This is a genomic window from Cognaticolwellia beringensis (genome assembly GCF_002076895.1).
Taxonomy (GTDB): domain Bacteria; phylum Pseudomonadota; class Gammaproteobacteria; order Enterobacterales; family Alteromonadaceae; genus Cognaticolwellia; species Cognaticolwellia beringensis.
Map to the genome: position 1 here is coordinate 4191854 of NZ_CP020465.1, position 12612 is coordinate 4204465.

The 12612-nt window shown below is 40.3% G+C and carries 10 protein-coding genes; 8 read left to right on the forward strand and 2 right to left on the reverse strand.

The features are described 5' to 3' along the window. Window positions 1–317 precede the first annotated feature (317 nt). Complete coding sequence (locus B5D82_RS17625; RefSeq protein WP_245807510.1) at window positions 318–953, forward strand: MFS transporter; 636 nt, start codon at window positions 318–320, stop codon at window positions 951–953. A gap of 30 nt (window positions 954–983) precedes the next feature. On the opposite strand, the gene B5D82_RS17630 is transcribed toward B5D82_RS17625, so the two are convergent. Next, window positions 984–2072, reverse strand: coding sequence for a substrate-binding domain-containing protein (locus tag B5D82_RS17630; RefSeq protein ID WP_081153415.1), 1089 nt, complete (start codon window positions 2070–2072; stop codon window positions 984–986). A 252-nt stretch (window positions 2073–2324) separates the two neighbouring features. Here B5D82_RS17630 and B5D82_RS17635 point away from each other — a divergent pair, with 252 nt between their 5' ends. The 7 genes from B5D82_RS17635 to B5D82_RS17665 all read left to right on the forward strand — a co-directional run bounded on the left by B5D82_RS17635 (window position 2325) and on the right by B5D82_RS17665 (window position 10582). Further along, complete coding sequence (locus B5D82_RS17635) at window positions 2325–2807, forward strand: NAD(P)H-dependent oxidoreductase subunit E (RefSeq protein ID WP_081153417.1); 483 nt, start codon at window positions 2325–2327, stop codon at window positions 2805–2807. Between the two features lie 8 nt (window positions 2808–2815). Continuing rightward, window positions 2816–4387 carry a formate dehydrogenase beta subunit gene (locus tag B5D82_RS17640; RefSeq protein ID WP_081153419.1) on the forward strand — a complete coding sequence of 524 codons (1572 nt, stop codon included), beginning with the start codon at window positions 2816–2818 and terminating at the stop codon, window positions 4385–4387. Beyond that, window positions 4380–7283 (forward strand): formate dehydrogenase subunit alpha, encoded by a 2904-nt coding sequence (fdhF, locus tag B5D82_RS17645; protein WP_081153421.1) that lies wholly within the window; start codon window positions 4380–4382, stop codon window positions 7281–7283. Before B5D82_RS17640 ends, fdhF begins: the two co-directional genes overlap by 8 nt. A gap of 2 nt (window positions 7284–7285) precedes the next feature. Further along, window positions 7286–8119 (forward strand): formate dehydrogenase accessory sulfurtransferase FdhD, encoded by an 834-nt coding sequence (fdhD, locus tag B5D82_RS17650; RefSeq protein WP_081153423.1) that lies wholly within the window; start codon window positions 7286–7288, stop codon window positions 8117–8119. A 2-nt stretch (window positions 8120–8121) separates the two neighbouring features. Continuing rightward, window positions 8122–8337: a formate dehydrogenase subunit delta gene (locus tag B5D82_RS17655; RefSeq protein WP_081153425.1), complete on the forward strand. Its 216-nt coding sequence runs from the start codon at window positions 8122–8124 to the stop codon at window positions 8335–8337. A gap of 651 nt (window positions 8338–8988) precedes the next feature. Next, window positions 8989–9468 (forward strand): hypothetical protein, encoded by a 480-nt coding sequence (locus tag B5D82_RS17660; RefSeq protein ID WP_081153427.1) that lies wholly within the window; start codon window positions 8989–8991, stop codon window positions 9466–9468. Continuing rightward, window positions 9458–10582: a PQQ-dependent sugar dehydrogenase gene (locus tag B5D82_RS17665; protein ID WP_081153429.1), complete on the forward strand. Its 1125-nt coding sequence runs from the start codon at window positions 9458–9460 to the stop codon at window positions 10580–10582. Before B5D82_RS17660 ends, B5D82_RS17665 begins: the two co-directional genes overlap by 11 nt. 226 nt (window positions 10583–10808) lie before the next feature. Here the strand turns inward: B5D82_RS17665 and B5D82_RS17670 are convergent, their stop codons facing one another. Beyond that, the gene (locus B5D82_RS17670) at window positions 10809–12446 is read right to left on the reverse strand and encodes an esterase/lipase family protein (protein WP_081153431.1); all 1638 of its coding nucleotides are present in this window, start codon (window positions 12444–12446) and stop codon (window positions 10809–10811) included. Between the last annotated feature and the right edge of the window lie 166 nt (window positions 12447–12612).

A 12612-nucleotide genomic window follows, 5' to 3' on the forward strand; every position in this document is an offset into this window, starting at 1 on the left:
CTTTTATCTGCTATTGAGGCTATTCCAGTATTATTTTCGGCTTTTCTTAGTTAAAAAAAAGCTCCTAAAGATATGTATATTACTTCATATTTCATTAACAATATCCCAGTGCTATAGTTTTTTCGTAATACAGAATCAATATATGCATTTTATTTCATATACTTGTATTAATAAAACCCAAGTAATTAAGTTGATTGTCATCGGTCATATCAAAACAGTTAAAACACTGGTGAGTTTTAACTATTCGGCTGTTACAAAAACAAACATTTAATTATTCTCTTTTTTTAGATCAGGCTTTAGTTAAAAGGAATTCAATAGTGTCAAATAAAATTGCGGGCTTTTTTTCTTTCTTAATGAAAGATAAAATAATTGCTAAATCGGGGTTTAATCGCTGGCTAGTCCCACCAGCATCAATTGCAATTCATTTATGTATTGGTTCTGTTTACGCATGGAGTATATTTAACCCTGCACTTATTAAAGAATTAGGGGTAGTTACTAGTTCATCTGGAGATTGGTCTTTAAGTAACGTTGTTTGGATATTTTCTGTCGCTATTGTTTTTCTTGGATTATCAGCGGCAGTCGCGGGTAAATGGCTTGAAGAAGTTGGTCCCCGTTGTGTTGGTGTTGCTGCCGCATTTCTTTGGGGTGGTGGTTTTATTATCGGTAGTATTGGTATATCTACCCATCAATTATGGCTTGTTTACCTTGGTTATGGCGCACTCGGGGGTTGTGGTCTAGGTTTAGGCTATGTTTCACCGGTTTCTACTTTACTTCGTTGGTTCCCTGATAAGCGAGGTATGGCTACAGGCATGGCCATTATGGGCTTTGGTGGCGGCGCTATGATCGGTGCACCATTAATTGCTTCTTTGTTAAAATTCCATGCGGTCGCACCAACTTATTTAGGGACAGAAGGTGCTGTAACACTAATAACTGAAGCGGTTTCATATTTCTAATAGCAATCTAGGTAATAAGCGTTTAAAAAATTAAACTTGCCAAGGTAACATATCTTCTAGATCAACAATATCGCCACAAGCAATAGACTCATAGCCCGCTAACTTTGCAACCTCTTCATGAAATTTTTCACTTTTTATCTCAGAAATTAAGCGCTGTACCGATAATTGTTCAAGGGTCTTTTGATGACAAACTAAAACGTAGTGCTCTGTAGTTAAAGGGATGAAATCTAGCGCAAATTGACGAGCTGCTGTTTCAATACCAATGCCAACATCTGCCATACCTGAAGCTACATATGCCGCGACAGCAGAATGGGTAAATTCAAATTTATCAAAACCAATAACATCTTTAGCGTCCACTGATGATCTTTTTAGGAGTTCATCTATCAACAAGCGCGTACCTGAATGTTTTTGTCGATTAATAAAGGTAACATCATCCAGCATTAAGTCAGAAATTTTAGTAATATTTTTAGGGTTATCTTTTTTGACAATTAACCCTTGTTTACGTGTAACAAAACGGATGACTTTATAGGTATTAGCTTTGAAATATTTATTATAAATATCAATTAACCTTTGACTAACAATATCGGTTGGTAAGTGAAATGCAGCAATATCACATAGCCCTTTACTCAGCGCATCAAATGACTCTTCATAGCTTTTATATTGTAAGTCTAGTTTAAATTTATGGGTGAAATTAGGTAGCAAAGCAACAGCATAACCATAGCTGGCCGCAATTTTGAGCAACGGCTCTTTCACCATTAAATGTTTTTGTATTTCTAAATTCAATTCTGACGCAATGCTGATTAACTGAGGTTCAAATCGTGCCTGAGCTCTTTGTTCAGCCCAAAGTAGCTTTTCACCTAACGGTGTCAAAAATGCCCCTTTGCCTTTTTTTAGTTCGACTAAATCAGAGCCAAAAAAGTCTGTCCATTTTTTCAGTACATTCCAGACATGACGATAAGACACACCTAGTTTTGTTGCGGCTATCGTCAACTTTTTATCATTATGTACGGCATTAAGCAGGACAAAAAGTCGAGGGTCTACATACTCACCTTGCTCATCATAAAATGACCATGCGGGTTTAATTTGAATTCTCTTTGACAATAGTGCTTTATCGGTCATTTTTCACCTGTATATTATTTTAGCTTTGCTTGGAAAACCATTGATATTGATTAAAGACATTGGCTTCTCATTTTTATAAGCTAAATCAAGCTGCTAAAGCTATTTAAAAGACGCCAACCTATGAACTCTAGTTCATATTCTTATGCCAAAACAATGGTGCTATAGTCAAGCTATAAAAAAGAACTACAAGATAATAGCAAATATGCAATTTATTTCACATGTGTATTTTGTAACAGACCTTCAGGAGTTAGTATGAAAATAGAATTTTCTTCCCCTTTGTCCAATGTGGAAAACATCATTGATTCTTTGAAAAATAAAGAAGGCTCTCTGTTACCTATATTACATGCCATTCAAAAAGAAGTGGGCTATATCGCTCCTCAAGCAATTGAACGCATAGCGATAAAGCTAAAACAAACTCCAGCGGAAATTCACGGTGTCATTAGTTTTTATCATCAATTTCGTACATCTCCCCCAGCTAAATATAAAATTCAAATTTGCCGTGCAGAAGCATGTCAATCACGAGGAAGTCGACAACTTGAAGTACACGCTAAAAGTTTTTTAAATATTGATTATCATCAAATGACGAGTGATAAAAAGTTCAGCTTGGATAGTGTTTATTGTCTAGGGAACTGTGCAACTGGGCCTAATATTAGAATTAACGATGACCTTTATGGTCGTATTTCTAATGAGAAATTTGAACAGGTTCTTTCTAATGTAGACCGCGAATTAAAGTGAGATAGACAATGACAATGAAAATTTTTATTCCACGAGAAAGCACAGCTGTATCTTTAGGAGCCCATGATGTTGCTCAAGCGTTTACGCACTATGCATCACACCATGATATTGACTTAAAAATCATCAGAAATGGCTCACGGGGTCTATTTTGGTTAGAGCCTATGATTGAAATAGAAACAGCACAGGGTCGTATGGCCTATGGTCCTGTAGCATCATCTGATGTTGAAAGTATCATGGCGGATATTACCGATAATATCTGTCATGAAAAGCCACCATGCCATACGCTTGCGCTAGGCCTGACGGAAGAGATTGGCTATTTAAAAAAACAAACTCGACTGACATTTGCCCGTGCAGGTATTATCGACCCCGTTTCTCTTGATGATTATCTGGCCTTAGATGGCTTTAAAGGCTTGCAAAAATCACTGGCGTTATCAACTCAGGAAATTGTCACTGCTGTTGTAGAATCAGGTCTTCGTGGCCGAGGTGGTGCTGCTTTTCCTACGGGGATAAAGTGGCAAACGGTTAGGGATGCAGTCGCTGAGCAAAAATATATTGTCTGTAATGCCGACGAAGGCGATTCAGGTACCTTTGCCGATAAATTAGTGATGGAATGTGACCCGTTTATGCTTATTGAAGGCATAATTATTGCCGGATTAGCGGTGGGTGCAAACCAAGGCTATATTTATTTACGCTCAGAATACCCTATTGCCGATGAAATTTTACAACAAGCGATTAAGATTGCTAATGAAGCCGGTTATTTAGGGGATAACATTTGTGGTAGCGGAAAAAGCTTTAATTTAGAAGTGAGATTAGGCGCAGAAGCGTATATTTGTGGTGAAGAAACCGCCCTATTAGAATCGCTAGAAGGCAAAAGGGGGATGGTTCGCTTCAAACCGCCACTACCTGCGTTAGAAGGTCTGTTTGGTAAACCCACCATAGTTAACAATGTCCTCTCGCTCGCGGCTATTCCTTTTATCATGAGTCAAGGTAGTCAGGCATACCAACAATATGGCACAAATCGTTCACGAGGTACCTTACCTTTTCAACTTGCGGGTAATGTTAAGCAAGGTGGATTAATTGAACTGCCCTTTGGCTCGAGCTTACAAGATCTGATTGATGATTTCTCAGGGGGTACCGCGAGTGATCGTCCAATCAAAGCGATTCAGGTGGGGGGCCCATTAGGTGCTTATTTACCGTTAAATAAACTCGATATCCCACTTGATTATGAAGCATTTTCTCAGGCATCTGCTGTCCTCGGTCATGGCGGAATTGTGGTCTTTGATGACAGTGTTGACATGCTTGAACAAGCACGCTTTTCGATGGAGTTCTGTGTGGTCGAATCTTGCGGGAAATGTACCCCATGTAGAATTGGTTCAACGCGCGGTGTAGAAGTCATTGATCGTATAAAAAACAATGAGCGACGCGCTGAGAATATGACTTTACTTAACGATCTTTGTGACACCATGATTGACGGCTCTTTATGTGCAATGGGCAGCATGACGCCTATCCCCGTGCGAAGTGCTTACAATGATTTTCCTCAAGACTTTTATTTACCAACGCAGGAGAGCAATCATGATTAAATATTATGATCCGGCAACGAACACATCCTTCAATAAAGCAATCGATTTTGATAAAGATTACGGTACGCCTGCCAGCACCTCCACAGAAATAGTCGCTATTGAAATTGATGGCGTAAAAATTACCGTTCCTGCTGGTACTTCAGTAATGCGCGCTGCCGCAATAGCTGATATTAATATCCCTAAACTGTGTGCTACCGATAACATCGAAGCGTTCGGTTCTTGTCGTTTATGTGCCGTACAAATTGAAGGTATGAGAGGCTATCCAACCTCTTGTACAACACCGGTTAAAGAAGGCATGGTGGTATCGACTGAAAATAATGACATCGCAAAATTACGACGTAATATCATGGAGCTCTACATATCTGATCACCCACTTGACTGCTTAACTTGTTCAAGTAATGGCGATTGTGAATTACAAGATATGGCTGGCGCTGTCGGTTTACGTGAAGTACGTTATGGTTTTGATGGCGAGAATCATCTTGACGCCAAGATTGATGACTCTAACCCTTATTTTACTTTTGAACCCAGTAAATGTATCACCTGCTCTCGTTGTGTTAGAGCCTGTGAAGAAGTCCAAGGCACGTTTGCTTTAACCATTGAAGGAAGAGGTTTTGCCTCAAAGGTCAGTGCTGGCACCAGCGAAAACGATTTCTCATCCTCTGATTGTGTCTCTTGTGGGGCTTGCGTACAGGCATGTCCAACAGCAACCCTGATGGAAAAATCAGTCATTGACAAAGGACAACCAGAACACAGTATTATCACGACTTGTGCTTATTGTGGCGTCGGTTGTTCGTTTAAAGCTGAAATGAAAGGCGAAGAAGTTATACGCATGGTGCCCTATAAAGGTGGTAAAGCTAATCAGGGCCACTCTTGTGTAAAAGGTCGCTTCGCCTTTGGTTACGCGACTCATAAAGACCGCGTAACTGAGCCGATGATCCGTGACAGCATTGATCAGCCATGGAAAGTGGTTAGTTGGGACGAAGCCTTAGAATTTTCAGCCAATAAGATTAAAAAAATTCAGGCCGAATATGGCCGTGAAAGCGTTGGCGGCATTACATCATCTCGCTGTACCAATGAAGAAACCTATTTAGTACAAAAATTGATCCGCGCGGCTTTTGGTAATAATAATACCGACACCTGTGCCCGTGTTTGTCATTCACCTACAGGTTATGGTCTAAAAGCGACCATAGGCGAATCAGCAGGTACACAAACCTTCGATTCAGTAATGAAAGCTGATGTCGTCATGGTCATTGGCGCAAACCCGACCGACGCTCACCCGGTATTTGCTTCACAGTTGCGTAAACGTTTGCGTCAGGGAGCAGAGTTAATCGTGGTCGATCCCAGAACCATTGATTTACTTAATACTGCGCACATAAACGCAAGTCATCATCTACCGCTAAAACCGGGCACCAACGTTGCTATGATCAATGCCATAGCGCACGTCATTATCAGTGAAGGCTTGGAAGACAAAAATTTTATTGACCAGCGCACAGATGAATATAACGCATGGCGTGAATTTATTTTGGAAGAGGTCAACTCTCCCGAAGCGATGGAAAGTATTACCACGGTTAATGCCGAGTTAATCCGCCTCGCCGCTCGTACTTTTGCCAAGGCAAAAAATGGTGCCATCTATTATGGCTTAGGTGTTACTGAGCACAGCCAAGGTTCAACCATGGTTATGGGGATAGCCAACTTAGCCTTGGCCACAGGTAACATAGGTCGTGAAGGAGTGGGGATTAATCCATTGCGTGGACAGAACAATGTTCAAGGCTCTTGCGATATGGGTTCATTTCCACAGGAACTGCCGGGTTATCAGCATGTGAGTGACGATGTGCTACGTGAAAAATTTGAAAAAAATTGGGGCGTAACCTTAGATAACGTACCAGGATTTCGAATTCCAAACATGTTTGACGCGGCTATAGAAGGCACGTTCAAAGCCATGTATGTGCAAGGAGAAGACATCTTACAGTCCGATCCTAATACCCAACATGTACAGGCCGCATTATCATCATTAGAATGTTTAATTGTCCAGGATATTTTTCTAAATGAAACGGCATTATACGCACACGTATTTTTACCTGGTTCTTCATTTCTAGAAAAAGATGGTACTTTTACTAATGCGGAAAGACGGATAAATCGCGTGCGTAAAGTCATGAAGCCATTAGCTAAATTCGCAGACTGGGAGGTTACCCAAAAGCTGTCTAATGCTTTAGGTTACCCAATGAATTATCAACACCCGGCTGAAATAATGGATGAAATTGCCTCATTAGTGCCTACGTTCAGTAAGGTCAGTTACCAAAAGCTTGACGAACTAGGCAGTATTCAGTGGCCTTGTAACGAAGAATTCCCTGATGGTTCACCCATCATGCATGTGGAAAGCTTTCCAATTGGCAAGGGGCGTTTTGCAATTACGCCATACTTAGCCAGTGAAGATCGCGCTAATAAACGCTTCCCACTACTATTAACCACTGGACGAATACTCAGTCAATATAATGTTGGTGCGCAAACAAGACGTACTGCCAATCAAACATTGCACACAGAAGACTTGCTTGAGATACATCCCAATGATGCGGAAGAAAGAGGCATTAATGATGGCGACTGGCTAGGCATTAGCAGTCGCGCGGGTGATACGGTATTAAAAGCAAAAGTGAGTGATCGCATGCAAAGTGGCGTGGTCTTCACGACCTTTCATCACCCGATAAGTGGTGCCAACGTTATTACTACCGACAGTTCTGATTGGGCGACTAATTGTCCTGAATATAAAGTGACGGCGGTACAGGTTGAAAAAGTCACTTCGCCATCAGCATGGCAAACGCGTTATAAAAAGTTCACTGCCGAACAGCAAGCGCATTTTAAACGAAGCCCTAAAAAGCAGAAAACCACCATAGGAAATTAACTTTGACACTGGAAGACGAACTAAAGCTGCCAACAAGCCATGTAACACTGCCGGTGCACTATTGGCAGCAAGGTAGTGAGCTAGTAGAAGGCAAGCTGGACTGTATCGCTGAGGAAGTGCCTATTGCCATGGTCTACAATGGCATTTCTCACGCGGTGATGATGGCCTCACCGGCGAACTTACATGAGTTTTCCTTAGGGTTTAGTTTGTCTGAAGGTATTATTAGTAGCGCCGCCGAAATGTATCATGTTGAGCTTGTTGCCAGTGAAAAAGGTATAGAAGTACATATTGAGATCAGCTCTGAACGTATGATGGCTTTAAAGTCACACCGGCGTAATCTGACTGGCCGCACAGGTTGCGGTTTATGTGGTAGTGAATCACTGGCGACCGCCATTCGGCCAATAAAGAGTGTGACGCCACAAGCGTTGCCCCCTTCGCAAGTCATTCAGCATGCCCTGTCGCAACTAAGTGAGCACCAAAAATTACAATCGTTAACTGGCGCCGTGCATGGCGCGGCATGGTGCGACAGTTCTGGCAAGATCGTCCTCTTGTGCGAGGATGTCGGGCGACACAATGCGTTAGACAAGTTAATTGGTACCTTAGCGCTACGTAAAGTGGACACTAAGAACGGTTTTGTGCTGATTTCAAGCAGAGCAAGTTATGAAATGGTGCAAAAAGTAACGAGTGTCAATATAGCCACATTAGTTGCGGTGTCGGCGCCAACGGCGTTAGCAATAACCCTGGCAAATCAAGCTGACCTTAATTTAATTGGCTTTGCTCGCCCCGGTCGCCATACGTATTACACAAATTTAAAAAATCAAATAGGAACAATATAACCATGAGTAGTTCGCAAATTAAAACCTTGGTTAGCATGCTCAACCAAATTGCCGCTAACAATAACTACAAAAAAACCGATGAAGAAACGGCTAAAGTTGTTGCTGATCACGTAAATAAGTTTTGGGCACGTTCAATGAAAGAAAATATTATAAATTATGCCAATAGTGATGGTTCAGCGTTATCCCCTACCATAAAACTAGCGTTAGCTCAGTTATAAAATTAGACCACCATGCATAGCATGGCTCAACCATAATGCAGTTACAGGTGTAGTGGTATTATAGGTGTAGTGGAATTATTAGAATACCAAAGAGTTACCTTCGCTTTACTTTAAGCATTCGGGGAATTACCTCAGGTATTCTCAATTTTAATCTTATACCCTATATTGCATTAAGTTTGATGGATTAATGACAAGTTCAGCATAATTAGTTAGCCATGTATCATCTGCGTAAAATTGAACTATGAGTCGCTCAAATAAGGATGAAATACTGGCCCATCTGTTTTAAACTGCTTAGATCGCTTCGACAGATAGTTCGTTGCCACGCGCATTAGCGCTTACCAAGAAATTTTGTATTCAATTCATCTAAATTCCGCATAAATTCTACATAAATAACCAATGATCAGTGGTAATTACCCGTTGTTATATAATAAACACGTCCTATTACCGTCAATATGGAAAGCAACCTATTCAAGCAAATTCAAGCAAGTTCGAGTAAATTGTCATGATTTATTTAAAGAAGATTGTTTAGCAAATTGAAAATCCCATTAAAAAACCTTTCGTACAAGGTTAATATAATAATCTTAAAAGAAGTGTATAGTTAAAAACTTAATCAATATTATGTAGCTATTTACTGAAAAAAAAGGTCAATGTATGTTCAAAACCATCGTGCTCTTTATTGTTACAACGATTACTGCCACCCTGCTTGTTTGTATTGTTTCTACACAAATAGTATTAGCAGACGTGCAGTCATTTGGACTTAACATAACCGCAGAAGTTCGTTTAGATGCCACGATTAAAGACTTAATCGGGCTAGGCCCTGTTTTATATTTATTAACAGCGCCGGGATTTTTAATTGGTTTTATTATGGCTAAATACGCGCATAAATTTATGGGTGGCAACAGAATGGCTTGGTATATTGCTGCTGGGTGTACTACTTTCCCTCTGACTATGATTCTTATTCAGTACAATATGGGCTTAACAATAATAGCTGCAGTGCGAACGCCGATGGGATTACTTTTAGCCACTTTGTGTTGTATGTTTTCTGCATGGCTTTTCGCCTTTTTAACATCGCGCACGAACATTCAAAGTAATAACTCAGGTAATAATTCAGGTACTGACAATGAAAAGTAATCATCATTTATTTAGAAAACTTAGTATTAGTTTATGTTTACTCATTGCTAGCACCATCACTTATGCTGAATCAAAAACCCAAGAATATAAAGTATCAACTGTCGTTGAAAATTTGACATTTCCTTGGTCGATCGCTTTTTTACCTAATAGTGATATGTTGGTTACTGAGCGCGGAGGCAGTTTAAGAGTTATCAGAAATGGTCAGCTACTCAAGCAAGAGGTTTCTGGGTTACCTGAAATTTATGTTGCAGGCCCCGCGGGACTATTCGATGTTGTTTTAGATCCTAACTTTGCAGTAAACAAAAAGCTTTATATATCTTACAGTGGTGGCACAGCAAGCAATAACTTTGTTGAAGTGATCAGCGCGACATTACAAGGTATGTCATTACAGCAGACTAAAGTGATATTTACCGGCTCGAGTAGAAATACTCCGCATCATCATGGCGCAAGAATGACGTTTCTACCTGATGGCACCCTTCTGATAACCGCGGGTGATGGTTTTAATTTTCGCGACCAAGCACAATCACTTAATAGCATGTTAGGCAAAGTACTGAGAATTAACACTGACGGCACTATTCCAAAAGATAATCCGTTTGTTGGTCAAAAAAATGCAAGACCTGAAATATACACCTACGGCCATCGTAACCCACAAGCCATATTGGTGAGTAAAACTAAAAAGGTTTGGCTGCATGAACATGGACCTAAAGGTGGCGATGAATTAAATTTAGTTAAACCAGGTGTTAATTATGGTTGGCCTGCCATTACGCATGGCATAGATTATTCAGGTGCTATAATCTCACCTTTTAAAGCAGCAGAAGGCATGGAGCAACCTGTTACCTTTTGGGTACCATCTATCGCACCCGCAGGGATGACAGAGTATCAAGGCGACATGTTTCCCCAATGGCAAGGTGATTTATTTATCGCCGCCCTCGCAGGAAAAAGTGTAAGACGATTAAGTTTAGAAGACGATAAAGTAGTGGAACAAGAAACAATGTTAGCTGATCGCAAACAAAGGATCCGTGATATTAGAACCGGCCCAGATGGCTATATTTATATTTTAACTGACAGCGCGCAAGGCGAATTATTGAAGTTATCGCCTAATGAGTATCAGTAGACCTAATTAAAGTATTTATGTCTTATTTCGATTAGGTCTACAAATTCTATTTCGCTAATACCAAATTGATTAATTAGATTTAATCAGCAATAACTTAGAAGATAAACACTTTGCATTGCATTGCTTTACTTAGGCAATATATTTGCCATTCATCAGCCATAAATAAAAAGAAGTTTTCAATCTGAAATGTACTCAGGTATTTGTGTAATTGATAAAAAAAACTATCCTATTGGGATTTTAATTTTCCCACTATAAAGTTTATAGCGTCTTGACTTTGAAAGGAGTTATGAGAGGAAGGTGCAATAATAACCTCTTTTGCATATCGATAATTCGCCGAGTCGTAGCTGACCACACCGTCAGATATCGCTGAGCACAATATTGCATCCGCACAAACTAGCTCACCATTCGAACCGACGATAGCATAGGCATCTCCGGCAATGGGCAAATCATAAAGTGTAGTCATAAGCGGATGACCCGGCCGTAAAACTTGCACACTGTTAGGTCCATAATCTAATAAGAAAGGTTGCATTTTTTCAGTAATCACCTCTGGCCCTACCCGCTTAATCAGAGCTTGAAATAACTGAGTAAACTCCCTTGGAAGAGTGACTAAAAGTGCGCCAATATAACCAATGGTCGAATTGGCAACCTCAGAGCCTTTAAAAGGCGTATCTAAGAAAAAAACCGTATTATCTTTAAACAAGGGCTCAAAGATAAAAATATCTTTAACGCTATTATTTTCGTCGGTTAAAAACTCTTCAGGTCGCTTATTAAATGCGGTATCCCATAAGCTATAGTTAGTTTTGGTTGCTAACAACTTAGCCAAAACACCGCCCATACTATGGCCTATAAACACCGCGTTATCTGCCAAACTAGGGCTATCCAGTTCCTTGAGTAAGCGAGTTAAATGCTCCCGGGTTCGAGAGGCACTATAAAAAGGTGGTGGCCCCGAGGGGTAATAAACATGCCAAATTTGGTAGCGAGACATTAACTTTGGCTCATTGAGCACGGCCATGGTTAAGTGTCGCCAAATCAAGGGGTCAGAATTTAGCCCATGGATCATGATAATAGGTATTTTATGCGCTGAAACACCGCCAATAGCAAATACGCCACGACGCTTTTCTGCTTGTGAGGGAGAAATAAATCCTAACCAACTAAACTGGTCAATATTGGCTTGTTCAATCAGCGCTAAAAATGCCGAGCCTGGCGAGTGTTTTAATGAATATGTATTGTCGCCAATTTTAATGTCAGAGCCTTCATGATGAAATTGCAACTCAAGCACTAATTCAAAAATGTCAGCTCTTACTTTGATGCCAACAAGAATAATAGTTGCCCCCTTCATCACCCCTTCAAGGGGAGCGAATTTATCTAAGCCTATTTGCTTGTTTTCCCTACTCGACACTACAGGTATGCCTAGCTGACCAAAAATTTTGGGCTGCAAGCGACTGTCTATGGCGAACATTTCTTCGCTAAAGGTAAAATGACTAGGGTTAGCGTAATGTAACGTCACGCTATTTTTTATCAACCCGTCTTCTTTATCAAGCTTTACCAAGCTGTATAGCGCTTGGTTGTAACTCGCGATCGCATAATTTCGCAACGGTTGACTTAAATTCTCACGACCTAATAGCTCATTGGCGCAATGTAAGAGTGATATCAAACCTACGTCGGTATTTTTGGTTGTCGATAAACAATAACCATGCAGGTCTTTCGCCGTAAGTTCAGCTAAATCAGGCAAGGAAGCATCAATGACGGCATTATTGATAGCTACATTAGCCGTGTGGTAATCAAAAAATCGTGACGATGAGCAACTTGTTAATAAAGCGGTTACAGACAGTAAAGCTAATAAGTAAATTAATTTAGTCATCATAGTCAAATTCGTATAAAGCATGGAGTAACAATAGTTTATCTGCGCTGTAATGTGAACTGTAATCCTCTAAATAAACTAGCCTAGCGCGCGAACACCAGTGTATATATTGCAAAGCCTTTGAGCTCATTCTTTTTTACAGAATGAAATATCCTAATTTTACTAATTT